The sequence below is a fragment of the Novosphingobium mathurense genome (assembly GCF_900168325.1).
In the GTDB taxonomy this organism is placed as follows: domain Bacteria; phylum Pseudomonadota; class Alphaproteobacteria; order Sphingomonadales; family Sphingomonadaceae; genus Novosphingobium; species Novosphingobium mathurense.
In genome coordinates this window covers 19,765-38,582 of sequence record NZ_FVZE01000012.1, presented here as the reverse complement: position 1 = coordinate 38,582, position 18,818 = coordinate 19,765, and the positions used below count along the sequence as shown (strand labels likewise).

The following is an 18,818-nucleotide window of genomic DNA, read 5'->3' as shown; positions in this document are numbered from 1 at the left end:
TTCGTGCAACTCCTGCTTGCCGCCGCTGCTACCACGCTACCGCTTGCCGTGCGGGCACAGGAGGTGGCTTGCGGTAATGTCGAAGAGACTTCTTGCGCGAAGACCGAAGTCCAGCCTTTGCCGGACGTGGAAAGCACGTCGGTCCATCTCTGGTCGGCTTCGGCATCGGCCGGGATCTCAACCCTCGACGATGGGCCTGACGGCAGCTACCGGGCGCTGTCGCTCACCCGCAGCGTCGGCCGCGGGTATGTGCGTGCCAGTTTCATGCGCTATCATGGAACGCTGTTGCAGGCCGACACCGCCCTGCCCTCCAACTATTACGTGGGAACGATCGGGACCGGCGGGAATTTCGACAATTGGGTGATTGACGGTTGGGTCAGTTATGGTCGCCAGGTCTATGGCGACATAGACAGCAGCGCAGGCCAGCGCAAAAGCACGGGACCGACTGCGAGCGATTATTACGCCCTCGGTGGCGACTTCGGCCGCATCGTCACTCTGGCGCCGAACTGGTATCTGACATCAACGGTTGCGGGCTCATTCGCCCACGGCAAGCTGCTGCGCCCGGCCCCGACCGGGATCGACCTCGTCGATCTCGAAACCGATGAGCCGACGTGGTCGGGCACCGCAACGGTTCGCGTGGATCATGCCTTCGGCGCATCCCGCCGCCACTATATCGGCCTGTCGTTATCCCGGAACTGGACAAGTAACGCGGTCTCGCAGTTGCGTTTCGGACCGCCCGTCGAGGAAGCCGGGTCGCTCGTCCCCGGCTCGCTGGGGAGCAAGCACGTTGCTGATGGCTGGTTCGAAGTCGGCGCTACCGCGAACATGCAATTGACCGACAACCTTGCACTGGACCTGTACGGCACCAGGCGCTTCAGTGCTTTGGTCGGCAACACGGTTTCCGCGGGCGTGTCCCTGCGCAAGTCTTTCTAAGGCCACCCGGTCCCGCAATGCGTCGTCCGTCTTCGCGTAGAAAAGTAGATTCGGAAACTGGCCACGGCCGCCGGTGATGTCTGGCCGGGCGCCGTCCGTCGCCATTGAGATCGCGCACGGTGTCTATCTGTCGAAGCGAATAACTGGGCATGCCGAGGTCGTCGCAACCGGACCATTGATTGCCCCGGCGCCGGCGCGGTCCCTAACTGTCAGTTTCGGCTGAGCCCGCGCCCGACCGGCAAGGCGTACCGACCCGAGAACGGATCATTGCGCCCTACTCTACCTTCCCCGCGCCGCGCATCTTGTCCAGCACGAGGGCTGCTTCGCCCGCGAGAAGAACGTCCAGGCGCGCAGCTATGCCACCACGTCGAAGAATGGAGCGCGACTGATGCTAATCTTTCGTAGGACGATCGACGCGTTGACCGATGCGGTTGATACCGGCGAAGATCCGTAGAGGATCTGGACGCGTCGGTCGGGTGGCACCCTCCTTAACGCGAGGCCGGAAGTGGCGACGATCGCGGATACCGTCAGCCTTGATCCGCTGACTGTCGCGGCCGATCGCTATGCGACACTGCGTAAGTTCGCTCCCGACCTGCTTGAGGCGCTCCAGTTCAGAGCTGGAAAGGGCAGTGCGAAAGCGCTAGCTGCCATCGAAATGCTGCGTAACCTAAAATGGTCGGGCAAACGCGATCTGCCTGCCGACGCTCCGATGCCCATTCCGCAAGGAATGGCGCAAAATCGTCGTGCGCAATGACCGCAAGATCAACCGGCGGCTCTGGGAAATCGCGACGATCGTCTACTGGAACACGATCTGCGTGGATGCCGCCGCCCAGCATTTCCGGTAGGCTGGGAGCATATTGCATTTTCCGGCGATTTCCTCTGGGATCGCGCAACCGCCTCCGCTGGCCGCAAGTCCCTCAATCTGCCACCGGATAGCCGCGTCGCCTAAGCGTTCGCTGATTGTTCGCCCATAGCGTTGTTTAGCGTACCATCCACGCTATGCCCTCAACTTGACCTAGCTCCGGCGTGGTTGGTATATACAACGTAAGTACCTTGTGGAGAAACTCCCTTGAAAACCGCTGTGTTCACGATGAAGCTGGAAGCAGATCTGCGGGCCGAGTTCATGGCCGAAGCTGAGGCCAGTCATCGCTCAGCTTCGCAGGTGGTCCGCGAATTCATGCGCGCGTTCGTCCAGCAGCAACGCGCGCAGCGCGAGCATGACGCCTTCCTGCGGCGCAAGGTTGAAGTAGCCCGCGCCTCGATGCAAGACGGACTTGGCCAGTCGAATGAAGAGGTCGAAGCGGCCTTTGCCGCGCGGCGCGCCGCCCATTCGTGAAAATCATCTGGACGCCGCAGGCCCAGCAGGATCGCACCGCGATCTGGGACTATCTCATAGAGCGCGATTCTGCTGCGGCCCTGCGCATTGATCAACTATTCAGTGATGCCGTTGCCAAGCTGGCAGATTTCCCGATGCTCGGCCATGTTGGCACGGTTGCCGGGACACGCGAACTGACGCCGCACCGCAACTATCGAATCGTCTACGAGGTAGCTAGGTGACATGGTTTGGATATTGGTTGTGATCCACACGGCCCGGCAATGGCCGCCGCTACAGGATTGAAACATCCGATGCGTCGTGAAGTGGGTGCCGCCTGACCTTAACGCACGATTTCACACTCAGCCGGAACTGTCTCCATGAATGCCTGATGCGGGCATTGTCGGCATTTCACCTTCGGCTTGGCGCAGATGCCCCGCGCCCATTCGTTGGCGCAAGCCCGCGAATAGTCCGCGCGTGCCGAATTGTGGTTTTCCCAACGCAACGGTAAGACATCGGATCAGCCTTTGAACAGGCTGCGCAACAGGGCGACCATTGGCGACGATGGAGACTTGTTGGTCACTGTTGCATTCGCGAAGGAAGCTGGCTGCGCGACCACCTTATCAATGGCCGCCAATCCCGTTTCTAGGCTCGCCTTCTCGTTCCAGAGTTGACTCAGGCGCCGACGGACGGACGCAATTTCCGTGAATTCCGCGAGCGCCGGCGCGGGCAGGAAGCCGGTTTCCTCGTCCAGCGTATCGAGAATACGGTCGTCGCCCTCTTCCCCGAGCAGCACGGCGATCAGCGCTGAGGTGTCACAATCACCGCGGCAATCCATTCTTATCGTACAGTTCCGCATCGATCTACGCCATGGTGGCGGTATGTGCGCTTCGGCACCTTCGCAAGAATCGCTTCGATGTGGGCCCGCCGTTCCTGCTTGTCAGAAAGAGGTTTGGGCAAGGGCATACGATCGAGCACTTCCTCGATGACCTGCATCTGGCTGCGCCCATCGCGGGTGAGGAGCGCCAGGCGTGCCAGCTCGTGATCCGAGCGAATGGTGATAGCGCGCTGTTGGCGCCGGGAAGGGGAAGGCATGGATGCCATCCTCGAAATCACGGGCCGGTGAAGACCCTATTATGGTGCGAATCTACGTACGTGCACAGCATATCGGGAGGGGCGCACAGGCACGCATCGGGCGGCTTTCTGACCGCGTTGCTACCCCGGCTCCAGGTCCGCCGCACGCATCTTGCCCAGGACGCGGGCTACGGCGTTGCTGCCGACCGCCAGTTCGCGCGCATAATGCAGCGCGGTGCCGGGCGAGGACCAGCGCAGCGCCAGCGCGATGCCCGCACCGTCCTCACCGGCGGCGAACAGGTCCTGTGTGAGGCCCACGCGGAACGAGTGCGCGCTCAAGGACCGGATCACATCCTCCTTTCGACCGGGTTCGAGTTGAACATGGCCGAGCTCGATCGCCGCGATGGCCCTGCGCCGCAGGATGGCGACCACGCCCTGCCGGGTGAGCGGCCTGTCGCCGACATAATTCCGCACCGTCTGTTGCCCGGCCGCGTCCGGCCGCCCGGTCAGCACATGGATCCGCCGGAACACCGGGCCTTCCAGAATTCCTGCCGCCGCCTGCCAAGCCAAGAGGCGTGCCATGGTATCTGGGGAAATCCAGGCCAGCGTGCCCTCTCCTGTCTGGTCCGTCTTGGAACGCGCGATGTGCAGGCGGCCGCTGCCGTCTCCCACCCGGGTCAGATCGGCGACCTGACACGCCACCAGTTCGGAGACGCGCAGGCCTGCATCGTAAGCCAGACTGATGAGCGCCGCGTCACGCAAGTCCTGTATGCCTCTGCCGCAGGTGGCGAGCAGCGCCTGGACGGTCACGCCGTCCGGCGCGGCCTGTCCGTCCGCCATCGATTGGCCGAAGCGCAGCGGCGCAGCCTGACGCTGCTTTTCGGGCCTTTGGCGCCGAATGCCCTTCAGCGTATCGCGCACCATTCCGGCTTGCGTCGGTAGCGGTTCGCTCTCCCCGAAACCGAGGACCCGGTGGATCCGGGCGATCGAGGCGATCCGGCGCGCCAGCGTCGCCGGCTTGGCCGGGGCCCGAACTTGCGAGCCGGCCGAGAGCCAGCGCAGGTAGTGAACGAGCGTCTCGGGGCTCGCGGGCACGGCCTGCACCGCGGGCCGCTGCTGGGCGCACCAGGCGAGAAAGCACTTGAGGTCAGCCGTGATCGCCGCGCGGGTCGCAGGCGCCATAGCCGAAACCGCCGCCTCGAGCGCGATCACACTGGCCCGGCGCGTGTCGATCAGCGGCGCGTGGGCTTTGAGGACCAGTTCGACCGATGACGGGAACGGGTTCCCAGGCTCAACCAGCATCAGGGGTCACGGCGGATTTCATGGGGCGAAAATGACCAAAAACATGGCTTTCGGCAACATAGATTTTACCATAAAGTCCGATTATGGAAATATCGTGAAAAGCACGCATACCAGAGGGTGTATAGCTATTTGTCATTCGCTATACTTCAGGAGCAAGGCCAGGTTGCGAGCCCCATCAGCAATAGACACCAGACTCGATCCGCCGGATCAGGGCGAGGACTTCCTCGAGACCCTGCTGCGAACGCATGGCGCGCTCGCCAGGCGCCTCTCCCAGCGCGAAGGCAAAGGCATCCACCCAACGCAGGGCTTCGGCCCGCTCACCTTCGAAGAGGCGCTCTGTTGCAGCCTGTACGGCCAACTCCAGACGGCAATGCGGGCCACACAGGCTTCTGACCGTGCCATTGCCATAATGGAGTGACGCAACCGCGCCGCACTCTTCACAAAGTGCAGCTGATGCGCGCCTTGCAGCGTCAATCAGACGATCGACGCCCGCCAGCATCGCAGCGTGTGAAGCCAAGGTGACTTCGAGTTCGCCTCGATGTGCACGCGCGGCGGTAACCTCTGCAGCGCAATCGAGCCGGTAGAGATCGACGATGAGCCGATCGTAGAGTCTGCGCCATCCCGGCGGAACGCCGTCGCGCATGGCGATGTTCTCGACCAGACTGTCTGCTGCATTCTTCATCGTGCCAATCCTCCTTGTTGGTGAAGAGCGCGCCATGGTTGGGGGGCAGTTGCGACCTCCAGTCCATGGCCGCAGTACAGGAACGGTTCTCCGCGTACCGTGCGAAGAAGGCCAAGGCCCGCAGGGGCACCCTCCCCTCTTTCGAACGCCTCCAAGGCCGAACGCAGGGACGGAGAAAGGAAGAAATCCGTGAAAGGACGATGCGATGAACATCGCTGCCATTGCCTTCCGGACCCGCAGTGCCGGGAATGAGAGCGACAAGGACGACGGGAAATCGGCCGGCGAAGTGGTCCCGCGCAAAAGCCCGGACACGTTCGTAGCCCACGTGTCACGGCTCGCTATCGTCAAGCGTGATCTTCGCCTGCACCATGGCATGGCTCTCGAACGGCGGCAGAGTGTCATCGAAGCGCTGCAGCAGGAACTCGATGCTGGCATAGTCGCCCGGAGCACTGGCCGGCAGCAGCACCTCGCTGCGCGCGGTGTGACCGAATTTCGGATCGTCACCCGGTTTGAGTTTCCTTCGGACCCAGGGCGCGATCCCTTCCCGGCCCCCCTCCCCCAGCCACCAGTAGCGCGTGAACGAAAAGCCGGGACGGTCCCGGTCGCCTTTCGAGAACGACTTGAGCGTGGCGCCGGCCTTGTCAGCGGCGACTTCCGGCGTCGCAGCGGCCAGTTTCATCATATGTTTGCGCGCCATAGTCAGAAGCCTGCCTCGAAGATGAGCAGCCGCGCGAAAGGCATGACGATAGTTCCGGCGAGAGATCGATGCCGTTCGCTCGCCTCCGGATCGATTTCAGCCCCGATGGCCAAGGCCAGCGCCGCCATGCGGTTGCGCACCTGCTGGGTAGTCCAGGGCATCAAGCGTACATCTTCGCCTGCGGAGCCCAATTTCATCTGCTTCATATTCTGTGTGCTTTCTGGGTGAGCCGCCCCGGGGCAAAGCACGCGGCTCAGTCCTGAATTTCATTCGACCTGCCTTGCCGACGGGCCTTCTTCCCTTCCTTCCTGGGCTCGGGTCTGCGGACGTGTTTGCGCGGCACTGCAGACCTCCAGATGATTGTTTCACTTTCCTGTTCGGGTCATTTTCCCAACTCACGCTGCCGTGACGCATCAACTTTCCTGAACGGGACAATTGAGGGCACGCCATGGACACGGCCGCGATCGGCAATGGCGTTCAGGCGCCCGGTCTGGTGGATGCAGGCGTGCCCGGTGAACTGTCACAGGTCATTGCGGAGAGGGCGGGACGTTTGACGCCCAAGGCTTGCCAATAGGCGCTTTGGCCGGAACCGGGGCGAGACCTGGCCTTTCCTCTTTTCAAACCAGACCACAGGCTTCCTGCCGGTTAGAATGGTATTTAGGGAATCTGTTACAAGGTTAGAGGAGCGCGCTTGGGGCGAAGCCTGTCTGAATCAGGCGAGTCGCACTCTGCAGGCCGTTCCCGTTGGATCGTCGATCCGTTCCTGAAATGTCGGGGCCCCCGTTCCCGAAAGGTCGTTGGGCTGTTCCCGAAGGGTCGAAGCCCGGGTTCAGAGCGTTCCCGGAGTGTCGAAGACCCGGCTCGAGGCCCATTTTTTGAATCTCTTTTTGGACCTTGTCGGGAAACGACGTTCAAACCCGGTGCAAGTCTCCCTGAAGTCTCTCCATTGTCCGACATGGAGCGATCCCGACGCGACACTTCGGGAACGGGGTGCGGATTCCTGTCGTGAGCGGGGCGTTGGCGTACCCTTTCGCAAAGGCACGAGAACGTGGCGCAGGCTGTCCCGACGAGACGGAACGGGCCTTCGCATCCACGCGCTTGGAACGTTGAGGAATGCCTTGACGGTCTTGCCGTCTCGCCCATGACGTGGAGGAAGACCGGAGTGCAGGTGTTCTCGGCAAGGCGTGACGGGCAGCGTGCGAGGACATGCAGCGTGCGAGGGTCAGGCTGGGTATCTGCAAGACGCCTTCCCCTCGCGTTCTGCGTCTCACCCGCGCAAGGTGTGCCGGTGCTTTTCGTGATGGCGCTTGACCCATCCGATGAAGGCGCGCTGCCAGTCGGCCGGGGTCCGTTCGGGCGAGGCGTTGACCCAGCGTTCGAACTCGGCGTGGAGGGCATGAAGATCCCACCCCGGACAGTTCTGGCGCAGATAATCGATCGTCTCGTCGGTCATGAAGCCGCGCGTCGCCGCATCGGAAAGGCCCGCCACGGTCGAGCGGATCAGCTTGCGGGCATCGATGACGTCCACCTGTGGAGCAGGCGATGCCGCTGGCTTTCCGCCCTGGCCCCTGCCCTGCCCGGTTTCGGCCTGAACTGGTTTGACGGACGCTGCTTCTGGCTCGGGCGTGGTGTGTTTCCCCGGGGAAACATCCGGCTCGGTGGGATTGGCAGGCAGGTATGCTTCCGCCCCGCCCTTCCCGTCGATGCGGCGCATGCGCAGCATCGGTTCGCCGTCCTTGGCCGTTTCGACGGACAGTCCGTAACCGGGCAGCTCGTTTTTTTCGGCGAGCTTGAGCAGTTCGAACTTGAAGCGGCGATATTGCCCTTCGGCGCCGGACTTCTCGAACAGCACGGGCATGGAGATCGCAAAGCCGGCCTCGCCAGCCCCGCCTGCGTGCTTGCGCGCGACGCGGTAGAGCCAACGCTCGCGGCCGCCGGTGATGTCGAAGTAGGCGCGGTCGATCGAGAGGACCCCGCCCTTCATCATCACCCCTTCCCAGAACCAGTTTGACAGTTCCAGCGTCATGCCGCGCGAACGCTCGGTGCGCTCGTCGACGAGCTGGGTCCAGCCATCGAGCCAGGAGAAGGTAGCCTCGCGGCGGTTCTCGGCGCGGATGTTGGTCTTGATCGTGGTCGAAACGAGACGGTCGAGCGCCTGTCCCAGCAGTTCGTAAGCGCGCCCGGTGGTCGGTCGTCCGATCGCCCGCAAGAGGTCGTAGGGCATGATGTGCAGCTTGCGCGGGACATCGTTGACGCCGCGCCGTGCCATGTCGGCCAGCACGCTGGCGCAGTAGATCAGGATGTCGGCATCCCAGATCGTCGCCATGCCGTAATCGGGATTGGCCGAGACGTGCACCCACAACTTCCCGTCGGGGCTCGTGTAGTCGATCGGCTTCACCCGTTTCGACTTTGCCAGGCTGAAGAAGGGCCGCTCCATCATCTCGCGCTGGTCGCGCAAGGGCAGGTCGGCAATATAGGGCAGGAACAGGTCGAACTGCTCGGTGACAGCAGCTTTGCGCGCGCGGCTCATCGCAGATGTTTCCCCGGGGAAACACGCGCGCCGACCACGGTCAGATTAGCAGAGGGCAGGGGGGCAGGCGGTAGCTCGCCACCGCCCATCCCGCTATAGCAGCCGTTCACCGCTGCAGCCCTCGGCCTTCGTTCTCGAGCCTGTCGAGAGCTTCGCGCACGGCGGCGAGCACTTCTTCCGGATCGGCGCCCGAGCCGGCGTGAAGCCGCAGGGTCACACCCTGCCGGTTCGAAGTCTGCACGCTGACCAGCGGTCGGCCACGGGAGGAGCTGACGACGAGAGGCTCGGCCTTGACCTGTTCGGCATCCGGCGCGGCAAGCAGCGCCTTGAGCACGTCGGCGGCGGGCAGGGCAGGGCGGCCCGAAGCGCGACGGACCTCCTGTTCGCGGGCAAGGCGCGTGGCCTCCTTGCGGATCGCCGGGGCCTTGTCCTTGTCGTCGAGCATCTGGGCCAGCGGATAGGCAGGCTTGAGCTGGACGTCGGCCGGCGAGGCGAAGGCGGCCAAAACCGCATCGGGAATGCCTGCGACCTTGAGCATCTTCGACAGCCATCCCTTGGACAGCTTGAGGCGCTCGGCCATGCGGGTCATGTGGTTGCCGTAGTGATCCTTGAGCGCTGCGGCATAGTTGCGCGCGCGCTCGAGGTCGGAGACGTCCTTGCGCGCGCGGTTCTCAAGATCGGCAAGCCGGAAGGCGGCTTCGTCATCGAGCTGCGCGACTTGCGCCACGAACTGCATGTCCGGGTAGGAGTGGGCGCGTAGCCACGAGATCGACCAATGTCGCCGCGTGCCCGCGATGACCTCGTAGTCGTGCTCGGGGTCGCCCTCGATCCGCCGCACCACTGCGGGCACTTTCTGCCCGCCTTCGGCAATGATGGAATCGATCAGCTCGCGGCAGGACTCCTCGGAGAGATGGGCATAGCTGCGGGCATTGCCTTCCCACACGCGGACGCGCGCGGGATCGAGCAGCAATTGCGTGACCTGCCGCACTTCGCCGGTTGCCACGCGGGCCAGCGCACTTTCGCGGCCCAGTAGCGTCGTTCCGCGGGCGCGCTCGGACCGAGGCGCTCGCTCCGCCGGGGCAGGGGAGGACGATGCCTCTTGCGAAGCTCCAGTCGCGGGTGCGGCCTCCTCTTCGTCAGAGAGCAGGGCGGCGAGATAATCGGATTGCTTGCGGGCCATGGTTTACCTCGGGCAACGCGCGGAAAAAGGGCTTGGCAGGGAGGAGGTCTGGAACATATGGTGAACAAACCTTGTAGGAAAGTCCTTTTGCTCCATCAATCCCAAGGGCAGGGGCCTAGCCATTGACCAGCAGCTCCTCGTCGATGCGTTGCGACCGGCCCCAACCGGTCCGCACGAGCTGCTCGATCTGGCCGAGCGCTTCGTCGAGATTGGCGCGGCAGCGCTTGTGGGTACGCGGTGTGCCGATCGGCTTTTCCAGCTCGTAGACCGTCATCATGCGCAGCGCGGCGTGGCTGATTTCGGCGCTCTCGAGGATCGGAACCGGAAGGAGGGCAGGGCCGAAAGCCTGCTCCATGATCGTGCGCACCATCTCGTGGCTGGGATCGCCCTGGTCGAACTTGGAGCAGATCAGCCGCACGAAGCTGTAGTCGACGGCAATTCCCGCGTCGGTCAGCTGGTCGAGGACCTGGTCCATCATCGAGAGGAACTGGACCGTCGAGCAGAAGTCGGGCGTCGTCGCCGCCAGCGGCACGAGCAGGGCATTGGCCGCCTGCATCACCGCAAGGCTGATCGTGCCGAGCGCTGGCGGGGGATCGAGAATGACGACGTCATAATCGCGTGCAAGGTCCATAAGACCTTGTTTCAGCTTGCGAAAACGCGCTGCCAGAACCGATTGTCCGTCCGCCCCTGCGGCCGCCAGTTCGTACTCGACGTCGAACAGTTCGAGGTTCGAAGGGATGAGATCGACATTGGGCCAGGGCGTGTGCTTGACCGCATAGAGCAGGTCGGCCTGGGTCGGATCGATCGAAAGGTAGGGGTAAAGCGTTTCCTCTCGGGTGATGTTGAAATGCGGGTTGAAGCCGAACAGCGTCGTGGTCGTCGCCTGGCTGTCGCAGTCGACAACGAGGACGCGGTAGCCCTGCACCGCGAAATAGTGGGCGAGGTGGGTGGTCACGGTCGACTTGCCGACGCCGCCCTTGAAGTTCTGCACCGCGATCATCGCCGGAACGTCGAGCGGCGCGCGGGCAGGGGAGGCGCCCAGCACCTCGCGCATGTGCAGCAGCTCCTCGACCGTATAGCCGACCCTGCGCCCGTTCTCGCTCGCGGGGGGAGGGGGCAGTCGCCCGTCGTCCTCGGCCATACGGATGCGGTTGGTCGAACAGCCAAGCAACTGCGCTGCCTCGGCAATGCCGAAACGCACGTTGAGCCCCTTGCGGCTTTCAGGCAAGAACGCCTTGCGCCGGAGACGCTCGATCATCTTCTCACCAGCTTGAGCAAGATCGCCGATCTGGGAACCGATTGAACTCACATGTCCTCCGCAGGGAAATTTTGAACGTTGTGGGCGGCAATTTGCATCGGATGCGTTCAATTCGCAACTTCTATCTGACAGCTCCTGCAATTGCGCGCTTTGGCTTGCGGTGCGGCGTGAAAGAAAATTAGAATCCTGAGAGCGCAGGTGTGGCGGAGTTGCCGCGATAGACCAACACGCGCCGACTTTCGCCACCGTCACTTGCATCAGGTGCGACGCCAACCCCCATCACCCGTGATCTGGTAAGAATTACCGATTACCTGGAGTAGATTGTCGAGTAGTATTGGTCGAATTGAGTCGGTCGAAAACAGCAAGGTGAACGTGCTGAACTTTCGGGAGGCGTCATGGGAACAGGGCACAGGAAGGGCTCAATTCTGCCCGTTCGTATCAGGCAGGCATTGCTGCTTGCCGTTTGCTGCCCATCACTTCCCTCATGGGCTGCTGATTTCAAATCGGACATCAGGGTTAGTGGCGCCCCTGACTCCGAATTTGCAGAGAACAGCGGTCGAAATGTTCAGACCATCACGTCAGATTGGCCTGAAGGTCCGGGCACTCCGAAGTCCGAGCCAGAAATGTCGGCCATGCCAGAATTCCCGGTCGTTCTGACTTCATTACAGCACCGATGCCGTTCCGCGGAAGGAAGTCTGACCGGGGTTTGCGTTCTGCCGGACCCCACAGGTTCAAGTCGCCAGGCTCTCGGGAAGTGGGATTTGTCTGACCTGGCTTCCGCCGAAACTCAAGCCTTGCCGTTAAGCGATGATGGCAATGGTCCGGAGCAATCCGATGGAATTGAATGCCCGGGCGCTTGCATAGCCGAAGGAAGTTCAATTGAGCGCGAAGGATGGGCCGATCACGTCTCGAAGGACCATGCCACGCACGCCGGCTTCTGGAAGCAAGCGGGGACTGTGAAGACTGAATCGCTCGTGTTTCTGGGCTATTTCAGCATCCTGAGCGGCAAGAAGCTGTTCAAGGAGACCACCGAGTTTCATTTCAAGGACGAGGGTTGGTTCGGTAAGGACACGGCCAACATCGGCGTCGACAAGCTGACCCACGCTTTCGACACCTACCTCCTTGCCGAATTCCTGCACAGTCGAATTCACCGGCGCTCCAATGCCTCGGAAGGAGACGCGCTGACAGCGGCGATGCTGGCTTCGGGCCTGATGATCTTCAACGAGTTCTCCGACGGGATAGAGCCCGACAGTGGCTGGTCGGTTCAGGACGTTGCGATGAATCTGGCCGGAGCTGGCTTTTCCGTCCTGCGCAACACGGTCCCCGGGCTGAAGGAGAAGGTGTCCTTCAAGATCGAGATCGTGCCCAACGGGCACATCTACAGCTACGAGGGCAAGCCGCACTATGAACAGCAGCGCTTCATGTTTTCGATCAAGGGCGCCGGTTTCAAGCGGTTCAACCATTCCCCCTTACGTTTCCTGGACCTTCAGGTCGGGTACTACGCCTCGGATTTCCTCAACAAGGACCGCGAGGCTGGCATCGAGCCCAAGCGCCACGTTTTCGTCGGCGTCGGCCTGAACGTCGGGGAACTGCTGTTCGGCAATTCGGAGTCCGGCTTCGCAAAGGCGGCCTATTCGGCTCTGGATTACGTCCAACTGCCCTATACCTCGATCCGTTACGATACGACCGGACGGTTCGGGACTTGATCGGGGCTATCTTCAGTCGCTTGTAACGGCCTGCCATGCCGGGATGCGATCAGGGGATACGGGCAGCGAAAGAGCGCCCGACGACCCTTGGAAGCGTAGGGCGAAATCAGCGAACCTGCCCGAAGACTGGACCAGCCCGCATCGTGGGATGCGGGCTGGAGGAAGGGATTCAGAAGGTCTTCTTCACGCCCAGTCGTACTTGCCGCGGTTCGACGGTCCGGCTGATCAGGTCGACCACGCCACCTGCTGGTTCGCCGGGGAGGCGTGTTGCGTATTGATAGTCGACGTCATGCGCGTCCGTACCCAGCGCATTGAGCAGTTCGCCATAGACCTCGACCCCCTTGAGGAACGATGGAGTCCAGGCGGCACGCATGTTGACCAGCAGCGTTTCGTTGCCGCGCCGCGAGTTGTCTTCGACGAGCGCGTGCGGGCCAAGGTAGCGGAAGCGCAGTGCCGCGTTGAATTCGGGGAACACCGCGGAAAGGCCCAGTTCTCCCGCGCTTTCGAGCGCACCGGGGACGTGATTTGCGCCCTTCGGCAGATCGGCGTAGCGCGCGTGCGATCCGGTCCAGACCGCATCGAGGGCGAGCCATGAATTCGGCTTCCAGAATGCGGTCAGCTCATAGCCGTGGCGACGGCCACGGCCCTTCGGTTCGACCGAGCCGGAATCGCCGACGTAGATCAGTTCGCTGTCGATCGAACTGAACCAGTACACGCCGGTCAGGATCAGGCCGCCGCGTTCGATCCTGACGCCCACTTCCTCCATGTCGCCCTTGACGATGCCCGGCGCCGGGTCCTTCGGATTGGTCACGCCGCGCGCGTCGTTGGAATGGAAACCCTCGCCGTAGTTCGCGTAGAGCGCCAGTCCGTCGGCGATTTCGTAGTTGACGCCGGCCTTGAAGCCGAGGTTGCTGTCCTTGACCAGTCCGCTCCATCCGATGGCGCCGCCCCGGTCGGTCGTGCGGAAGCGATACCAGTCCCCCCTCAGGCCGCCGATGAGCATCAGCCGATCGACCGGACGCCAGATCGCCTCGCCATAGAGCCCGGCACTGGTCTCGTTCACGTCGAACCTGGTCGTGGCGGACTCGAATTGCCCCCGGATCGTATGATCGAGACCGACCGGATTGATCGAGTCCTGACGCAGCTCGGTGCCGCCGCGCAGTTCCAGCCTGTCGCTGACGACGACGCGCCGTTCCACGCGGCCACCCCAGCTCCAGCGCTCCTCGTACTGGCGCAGCTGGTCGCCATCGACCGGATTGTCGAGGAAGAAGGTGAAGTTGGACAGCAGGCTCCAGTCGTAATGCTGGCCCCATGCGGTCACGCGCCAGTCGTCATCGGTGTAGCCGAGGGTGAGGATCTCGCGCTTGGTCGAGCCGCGCAGGGTGGGGTCGAGCGAACAGTAGACATTCTCGCAAAGGTCGGTGCCGATCGCGCGCTCGGGGATCTGCTCGGTCGGCGCCCAGGTCGCGTGGTAGATGTTGAGCGATGCCTGGAACGTGCCCCGGCCCAGCGGGACGGAGTACTTCACGAAGCCGGAATAGCCCTTGAAATCCTCGGGCAGTTCCCAGGGGCCGTCGTAGAACTTGGCCTGTCCCGCCATGGTCAGGGTGCCCGCGCCGATGGCAGTCGAACCGCCTGCGACAAGGCGGGCATAGTTGAATGCACCTGCCTCGGCGAGGATGAAGGGCGCCATCTGCGTGCGCGTGGTGATCCGCGTCGATCCCACGAAGCTGAAGTCGCCGGTATCGGCGCGATACGGCCCCTTGCGATAGTCGACCCGCTCGACAACCTCCGGGATCAGTCCGTTGACGTCGAGATAGCCTTGCCCGTGCCCGTGGGTGCGAAAGTTCATCGGCATGTCGTCGATAGAGACCGACAGGTCGGTACCGTGATCGAGGTTGAATCCGCGCAGGAAGTACTGGTTCGCCTTGCCGCCGCCCGAATGCTGCGTGGCGATCAGCCCGGGCGTCGCCTCCAGCAGTTCGGCCGGGCGCAGCAGCGGTCGGATCTCGATGTCGGCGCCGGCCACCGCGCCTTCGCTGGCGGCGCCGGCGATGCCGATGCGCTGCTCGCTGCGACCGTAGACCACGATGGCATCGGCGGAATAACCGGCAGCACCGATTTCTTCGGCCGTTCGGCCACTGTCGAGCGGCGCCGCATTGTCATTCGGCGTTTGCGCAAAGGCCGTTCCATGGGCCGTGCAAATCGCCGCGGCAGCCGCGAAGGTGCCGTAAATCACTGATTTCAAGAATTCCTCCCGTTCGGACGATCATCCGACTTGTGTTGATCTCGATGGAAGGCACCGCTATCCGGCTTCGCTCGCCAATGTTCGTAAATTACGGTAATCCCGCGCGTTACGCGGGCGTTACATGGGGGGGGAGCCGGATGGCGCCTGGATTTGAGCACCGGGACAAGGATGACGGGGCTGGCGGCGGGAGCGCCTTTGCTGTCGAAGTCGAGCGCCTGCGCGAGAAGAACGTCGTCGGAAGATCGGGCCGCCTGCGCGAACTGTTCGATTTCCTCGCCGCGCGGGGCGCCAATGCCGAATCGGCATCGCAGGCGGAGATCGCCGAAACGGTGTTCGGTCACGTCGATACCGATGGCGACGACGCCACCGTACGCGTCTACATCCACCGCCTGCGCAAGCGCCTGGACGACCATTATGCATCCCACGATGCGGCCGCACGGGCCGGAAGGTTGCTGGTTCCATCGGGCGTCTATGCCCTGCAATTCATCGCTGACCGGGAGGGGGCGGCGAAGGCCGAACCGACATCCGCACCCGAGCGCGAACGGGAACGCGAAGCCGAGCCCGGCCGCCCACGCAATTTCCCACGCTGGCTTGCCATCCCGATGGTGCTGGCGTTGCTGGCGATGGCCATGGCGGGATGGTGGCTTCGGGGCGATCCGGCGCCGGAGCGGGCCAATGCCATCTGGCAGCCCCTGCTCGCTTCGGACCGTCCGGTCATGCTCGTGCTGGGCGATTACTACATCTACGGTGAATTCGATCAGCGTTTTTCGCAGATCGACCGGCTCGTCCGGGACTTTTCGGTCAATTCGGCAGCGGACCTCGCGCTTCTGAAGGAGTCCGAGCCGGATCGATACGCGCGGTCAGAGGACATGGGGCTCAATTATCTGCCCGTGTCCTCCGCCTACGGCCTGTCGGCGGTCATGCCGATCCTTGCCCGGCACGCCAAGCCGGTCAGCGTCATGCCGGCCTCGCAGCTGACCAGTGAGACCTTGCGCGATTACAACATTGTATTCATCGGATTGCTCAGCGGCATGGGCATGCTCGAATCGATCGGTTCCGCCGGGTCGAATTTCGCGGTCGGCGAGACCTACGACGAGATCGTCGATATCGATGACGGGAAGTCCTTCCACAGCGAGGAAGCGCTGAGCCTCGCCTCGAACCGGTATTACAAGGATTACGGCTATGTCTCCCAGTTCAACGAACCCGGCGGGGCTAAGGTCGTGGTCCTCGCGGGCCTGCGCGATACGGGGCTGAGAGGACTGGCCGCGCTGCTTGCGGCACCGAACCTTCCCGACCGACTCGCAGCCGTCGCCGGGAAAGACAAGGGCTTCGAGGCCGTCGTCGAGATCACCGGGCAACAAGGCACCGACCTGTCCGACCGCATCCTGCGGGCAAGGCCGCTCGGTGACAGAGCGCGGGACTGAAGTGAAAAGACTGCCGCTACCTTGGCCCCGTCAGGCCAAGGTTCGGTCGCTTGATGTAGGCAAGCCCCGCGTTCCGTCCCGTCAGCGCCGCGCGACGATTGTGTAGATTGGTCTCGTGCGATTGCCGTACTTGAAGCCGAGAATCGCCAGATATTCCTGCACCAGCAGCGGAGGGAGCCTGAACCAGCCATCTGTGATGCCGTCCGGTTTTGCACTGTTCGGCATGAAGCGCGGATTGCGCCTGAAGCGGCTAGCGAAGCGTCCGAACGGCGAAAGATCGGAGACGATCATGGTCTCTTGTGTCAGGCGGGCCGCATTCTCCAACGCCAGGAACGGGTCGCGCAGATGGAGAAGAATGCTCCCGAAGACGGCCACGTCGACTGGGCCGATGGCGGCAGGCATGTCGTAGACCACACCGTTCACCATTCGCGCATTTGAGCGGTATGCTCCGTGGCATAGCCAATAGCTGTTGTTGATCTTGCGCAGATGCTTGCGCCGGTCGGCTCGGGATGCATCGCCGTCATTCTCGGCGAAGGTCCCACTCTCCCCTGACCGTCCCATGTCCCGGAACGTCCATCGTATGGTAGAAGTAGCATTCGTCCAGCGACGAAATCTCGCGCGGTTCGGCATATGGATGAGCATCGAGGTTCCCCTGATTGGAACCAGCACTAGGAATCATGACAAATCAGCCCGGAAAAATATCACACTTATCATTGGCTTAGTTTGTGATCGCAAGGTCTGCAAGGTGCCTGATCCAACACCTGGTCAGGCACAGGGACACTACAATCGATCGCAAGGCCCGATGTCTGTTCTTGTTTGCCGGCAGGTCGAATTGGTAGATCGATCGGGTCAGCACTGCATCGCCTGCCAGTTTCATTTTGATTGGACCGCGCCAATTGTTGGTGTCGCCAGAGGAAATAAGGCTTCCTTTACCATTATCTGCAAATCCTTCGCTCCATGATCGACGGAAAGCGAATTGCCGTAGTCCTGCCGGCCTACAACGCCGCGCTCACCTTGATGCGCACGTTTCGGGAGATTCCCGCGGACATCGTGGACGATGTCATCCTTACGGACGATGCCAGTTCCGACGAGACCTCTGCCATTGCCCGCTCCCTTGGCATTCACACCATCGTGCACGCCAGGAACACCGGCTACGGTGGTAACCAGAAGACATGCTATCGCGCTGCGCTCGAACGGGGGGCCGATATCGTCGTGATGGTTCATCCCGACTATCAGTATTCTCCTAAGCTTATCCTGCCGATGGCGAGTATGATTGCTTCGGGGCACTATGATGTCGTGCTGGCTTCGCGCATCCTGGGCAAGGGGGCACTTGCGGGAGGCATGCCGCTTTACAAGTACGTTGCCAATCGCGCGCTGACGCTGGTCGAGAACCTGCTTCTCGGCCAGAAGCTCTCGGAATATCACACCGGATATCGCGCCTGGAGCCGTGAGGTTCTGGAGAAGCTTCCGCTGGAGGCTTGCTCGGACGACTTCGTTTTCGACAATCAGATGCTGGCGCAGGCGGCCTGGTTCGGCTTTCGTACCGGTGAGATTTCCTGTCCGACGCGTTATTTCGACGAAGCCTCGAGCATCAATTTCAAGCGCAGTTGCGTTTATGGCCTTCAGGTTCTCAAAACGGCGGTCTCCTATCGTCTGTCGCGGTGGAAGATGGCGAAGGCGCAGATCTTCTTCGACGAAGCGGCCACACTGCAGCTTCGTGAACAGGACTATTCGCGAGGCCTGCGCCTTGATGCTGTTGCCAGGAACTGAAGGCAGCCAAGGTCTGCTGCAGAAAGCGGTCGGCGTTGCTGCGCTGGTACTGGCGGGTGCCTGTTTTCTGGCCTTCAGGTTTCAGCGGGAATTGCTGACCGCGCGTCTGCTCATTCATGAATGGTTGGCCAATCTTCAGCTTGTCATGGCCGGCAATTGGCTTGCCTTCGCCTTCGGTCAGACGCTCGTCGCGGCGTGCGGCATTCTGCCGGCATCCATCATAGCGGCAATGGCAGGGGCGCTTCTTGGTTTTGGACCGGGGCTCGCAATCTCCGTGGCCAGCACGATGTTGGGCGGATGGATCGCTTTTGCGCTCAGTCGGACGGCTCTGCGCCGTTGGATTACGCCGATCCTGCATCGGCACCCGTCTTTCTCGCGTTTGGACCATGCGATGACTTGCGAAGGTTGGCGCATGGTCATGCTGCTGAGAATTTCGCCCGTCATGCCCTTTGCCCTCACGAGCTATGGCCTGGGCTTGACCCGGATCAGTCAGCGCGACTTTCTCGCAGGCACTCTGGCCTCCTTGCCGTCGCTCGTGGGCTATGTCGCGCTGGGCGCCCTCGGCAAGGAAGGATTGCGTCCGGAAGACGCAGGGTTGGACGCGTGGCGCTGGGCCATGCTTCTCGCAGGGGCAGCGGTCGTGCTTTACTGTCTCTATCGCCTGCGCACGATCATGGCCCGCCTGGTCGTGACTGCCTAGGT

General features: G+C 62.4%; 20 protein-coding genes and 2 pseudogenes. 9 read left to right on the top strand and 13 right to left on the bottom strand.

The window, feature by feature from the left end:
- The first annotated feature begins 3 nt into the window (after positions 1 to 3).
- The 4 genes and pseudogenes from B5483_RS20795 (at position 4) to B5483_RS20780 (ending at position 2,490) form a co-directional block, all read left to right on the top strand.
- Positions 4 to 933 (top strand): autotransporter outer membrane beta-barrel domain-containing protein, encoded by a 930-nt coding sequence (locus B5483_RS20795; protein ID WP_245829484.1) that lies wholly within the window; start codon positions 4 to 6, stop codon positions 931 to 933.
- 322 nt (positions 934 to 1,255) lie between these two features.
- A pseudogene (locus B5483_RS23740) lies at positions 1,256 to 1,733 on the top strand (Tn3 family transposase); the annotation flags it as partial.
- Positions 1,734 to 2,002: 269 nt separating this feature from the next.
- Positions 2,003 to 2,269, top strand: a complete 267-nt coding sequence (locus B5483_RS20785; protein ID WP_245829481.1) for an antitoxin of toxin-antitoxin stability system — start codon at positions 2,003 to 2,005, stop codon at positions 2,267 to 2,269.
- Positions 2,266 to 2,490, top strand: coding sequence for a type II toxin-antitoxin system RelE/ParE family toxin (locus B5483_RS20780; protein WP_245829480.1), 225 nt, complete (start codon positions 2,266 to 2,268; stop codon positions 2,488 to 2,490). Before B5483_RS20785 ends, B5483_RS20780 begins: the two co-directional genes overlap by 4 nt.
- A gap of 98 nt (positions 2,491 to 2,588) precedes the next feature.
- On the opposite strand, the pseudogene B5483_RS23785 reads toward B5483_RS20780, so the two are convergent.
- The 11 genes and pseudogenes from B5483_RS23785 to B5483_RS20735 all read right to left on the bottom strand — a co-directional run.
- Positions 2,589 to 2,753, bottom strand: a pseudogene (locus B5483_RS23785) (TOTE conflict system archaeo-eukaryotic primase domain-containing protein); the annotation flags it as partial.
- Positions 2,754 to 2,765: 12 nt separating this feature from the next.
- Positions 2,766 to 3,083, bottom strand: a complete 318-nt coding sequence (locus B5483_RS20775) for a type II toxin-antitoxin system VapC family toxin (protein WP_139384101.1) — start codon at positions 3,081 to 3,083, stop codon at positions 2,766 to 2,768.
- Between the two features lie 2 nt (positions 3,084 to 3,085).
- Positions 3,086 to 3,340 carry a hypothetical protein gene (locus B5483_RS20770; RefSeq protein WP_245829479.1) on the bottom strand — a complete coding sequence of 85 codons (255 nt, stop codon included), beginning with the start codon at positions 3,338 to 3,340 and terminating at the stop codon, positions 3,086 to 3,088.
- A 120-nt stretch (positions 3,341 to 3,460) separates the two neighbouring features.
- Positions 3,461 to 4,621 (bottom strand): tyrosine-type recombinase/integrase, encoded by a 1,161-nt coding sequence (locus B5483_RS20765; RefSeq protein ID WP_245829478.1) that lies wholly within the window; start codon positions 4,619 to 4,621, stop codon positions 3,461 to 3,463.
- Positions 4,611 to 4,757 carry a hypothetical protein gene (locus B5483_RS23300; RefSeq protein ID WP_176168150.1) on the bottom strand — a complete coding sequence of 49 codons (147 nt, stop codon included), beginning with the start codon at positions 4,755 to 4,757 and terminating at the stop codon, positions 4,611 to 4,613. Before B5483_RS23300 ends, B5483_RS20765 begins: the two co-directional genes overlap by 11 nt.
- 39 nt (positions 4,758 to 4,796) lie before the next feature.
- Positions 4,797 to 5,303: a hypothetical protein gene (locus B5483_RS20760; protein ID WP_079731825.1), complete on the bottom strand. Its 507-nt coding sequence runs from the start codon at positions 5,301 to 5,303 to the stop codon at positions 4,797 to 4,799.
- A gap of 328 nt (positions 5,304 to 5,631) precedes the next feature.
- On the bottom strand, positions 5,632 to 6,000 hold the full coding sequence (locus tag B5483_RS20755; protein WP_079731824.1) for a hypothetical protein: 369 nt from the start codon (positions 5,998 to 6,000) through the stop codon (positions 5,632 to 5,634).
- Between the two features lie 2 nt (positions 6,001 to 6,002).
- Positions 6,003 to 6,161: a hypothetical protein gene (locus tag B5483_RS23295; protein WP_176168149.1), complete on the bottom strand. Its 159-nt coding sequence runs from the start codon at positions 6,159 to 6,161 to the stop codon at positions 6,003 to 6,005.
- A 1,106-nt stretch (positions 6,162 to 7,267) separates the two neighbouring features.
- Positions 7,268 to 8,530: a replication initiator protein A gene (locus B5483_RS20745; protein ID WP_079731822.1), complete on the bottom strand. Its 1,263-nt coding sequence runs from the start codon at positions 8,528 to 8,530 to the stop codon at positions 7,268 to 7,270.
- 106 nt (positions 8,531 to 8,636) lie between these two features.
- Positions 8,637 to 9,710: a ParB/RepB/Spo0J family partition protein gene (locus B5483_RS20740; RefSeq protein WP_079731821.1), complete on the bottom strand. Its 1,074-nt coding sequence runs from the start codon at positions 9,708 to 9,710 to the stop codon at positions 8,637 to 8,639.
- Between the two features lie 115 nt (positions 9,711 to 9,825).
- Complete coding sequence (locus B5483_RS20735; protein WP_079731845.1) at positions 9,826 to 10,968, bottom strand: AAA family ATPase; 1,143 nt, start codon at positions 10,966 to 10,968, stop codon at positions 9,826 to 9,828.
- 956 nt (positions 10,969 to 11,924) lie between these two features.
- Between B5483_RS20735 and B5483_RS20730 the strand changes: the two genes are divergently transcribed.
- Positions 11,925 to 12,674, top strand: a complete 750-nt coding sequence (locus B5483_RS20730; RefSeq protein ID WP_245829476.1) for a DUF2279 domain-containing protein — start codon at positions 11,925 to 11,927, stop codon at positions 12,672 to 12,674.
- Positions 12,675 to 12,843: 169 nt separating this feature from the next.
- Here the strand turns inward: B5483_RS20730 and B5483_RS20725 are convergent, their stop codons facing one another.
- Positions 12,844 to 14,913: a TonB-dependent receptor gene (locus tag B5483_RS20725; protein ID WP_245829488.1), complete on the bottom strand. Its 2,070-nt coding sequence runs from the start codon at positions 14,911 to 14,913 to the stop codon at positions 12,844 to 12,846.
- A 146-nt stretch (positions 14,914 to 15,059) separates the two neighbouring features.
- Here B5483_RS20725 and B5483_RS20720 point away from each other — a divergent pair, with 146 nt between their 5' ends.
- Entirely contained in the window at positions 15,060 to 16,346 is a 1,287-nt protein-coding gene (locus B5483_RS20720; RefSeq protein WP_176168147.1) for a helix-turn-helix domain-containing protein, read from the top strand.
- Positions 16,347 to 16,427: 81 nt separating this feature from the next.
- On the opposite strand, the gene B5483_RS20715 is transcribed toward B5483_RS20720, so the two are convergent.
- Complete coding sequence (locus B5483_RS20715; RefSeq protein WP_139384099.1) at positions 16,428 to 16,988, bottom strand: hypothetical protein; 561 nt, start codon at positions 16,986 to 16,988, stop codon at positions 16,428 to 16,430.
- Between B5483_RS20715 and B5483_RS23290 the strand changes: the two genes are divergently transcribed.
- The 3 genes from B5483_RS23290 to B5483_RS20705 are packed head-to-tail and all read left to right on the top strand — an operon-like array spanning position 16,981 to position 18,816.
- Positions 16,981 to 17,307, top strand: coding sequence for a hypothetical protein (locus B5483_RS23290; protein WP_176168146.1), 327 nt, complete (start codon positions 16,981 to 16,983; stop codon positions 17,305 to 17,307). The genes B5483_RS20715 and B5483_RS23290 overlap by 8 nt on opposite strands.
- Positions 17,304 to 18,116, top strand: coding sequence for a glycosyltransferase family 2 protein (locus B5483_RS20710; RefSeq protein ID WP_079731817.1), 813 nt, complete (start codon positions 17,304 to 17,306; stop codon positions 18,114 to 18,116). Before B5483_RS23290 ends, B5483_RS20710 begins: the two co-directional genes overlap by 4 nt.
- Positions 18,103 to 18,816, top strand: coding sequence for a TVP38/TMEM64 family protein (locus tag B5483_RS20705; protein ID WP_176168145.1), 714 nt, complete (start codon positions 18,103 to 18,105; stop codon positions 18,814 to 18,816). The genes B5483_RS20710 and B5483_RS20705 overlap by 14 nt, the downstream gene beginning before the upstream one ends.
- Positions 18,817 to 18,818 lie beyond the last annotated feature (2 nt).

Excerpts from the sequence above, each read along its gene's own strand:
- B5483_RS20710 (WP_079731817.1), top strand. The coding sequence starts at position 17,304 with ATGATCGACGGAAAGCGAATTGCCGTAGTCCTGCCGGCCTACAACGCC.
- B5483_RS20735 (WP_079731845.1), bottom strand. The coding sequence starts at position 10,968 with ATGATCGAGCGTCTCCGGCGCAAGGCGTTCTTGCCTGAAAGCCGCAAG.
- B5483_RS20720 (WP_176168147.1), top strand. The coding sequence starts at position 15,060 with ATGGCGCCTGGATTTGAGCACCGGGACAAGGATGACGGGGCTGGCGGC.
- B5483_RS20775 (WP_139384101.1), bottom strand. The coding sequence starts at position 3,083 with ATGGATTGCCGCGGTGATTGTGACACCTCAGCGCTGATCGCCGTGCTG.
- B5483_RS20755 (WP_079731824.1), bottom strand. The coding sequence starts at position 6,000 with ATGGCGCGCAAACATATGATGAAACTGGCCGCTGCGACGCCGGAAGTC.
- B5483_RS23300 (WP_176168150.1), bottom strand. The coding sequence starts at position 4,757 with ATGACAAATAGCTATACACCCTCTGGTATGCGTGCTTTTCACGATATT.
- B5483_RS23295 (WP_176168149.1), bottom strand. The coding sequence starts at position 6,161 with ATGCCCTGGACTACCCAGCAGGTGCGCAACCGCATGGCGGCGCTGGCC.
- B5483_RS20715 (WP_139384099.1), bottom strand. The coding sequence starts at position 16,988 with ATGCTCATCCATATGCCGAACCGCGCGAGATTTCGTCGCTGGACGAAT.
- B5483_RS20765 (WP_245829478.1), bottom strand. The coding sequence starts at position 4,621 with ATGCTGGTTGAGCCTGGGAACCCGTTCCCGTCATCGGTCGAACTGGTC.
- B5483_RS23290 (WP_176168146.1), top strand. The coding sequence starts at position 16,981 with ATGAGCATCGAGGTTCCCCTGATTGGAACCAGCACTAGGAATCATGAC.
- B5483_RS20760 (WP_079731825.1), bottom strand. The coding sequence starts at position 5,303 with ATGAAGAATGCAGCAGACAGTCTGGTCGAGAACATCGCCATGCGCGAC.
- B5483_RS20770 (WP_245829479.1), bottom strand. The coding sequence starts at position 3,340 with ATGCCTTCCCCTTCCCGGCGCCAACAGCGCGCTATCACCATTCGCTCG.
- B5483_RS20745 (WP_079731822.1), bottom strand. The coding sequence starts at position 8,530 with ATGAGCCGCGCGCGCAAAGCTGCTGTCACCGAGCAGTTCGACCTGTTC.
- B5483_RS20740 (WP_079731821.1), bottom strand. The coding sequence starts at position 9,710 with ATGGCCCGCAAGCAATCCGATTATCTCGCCGCCCTGCTCTCTGACGAA.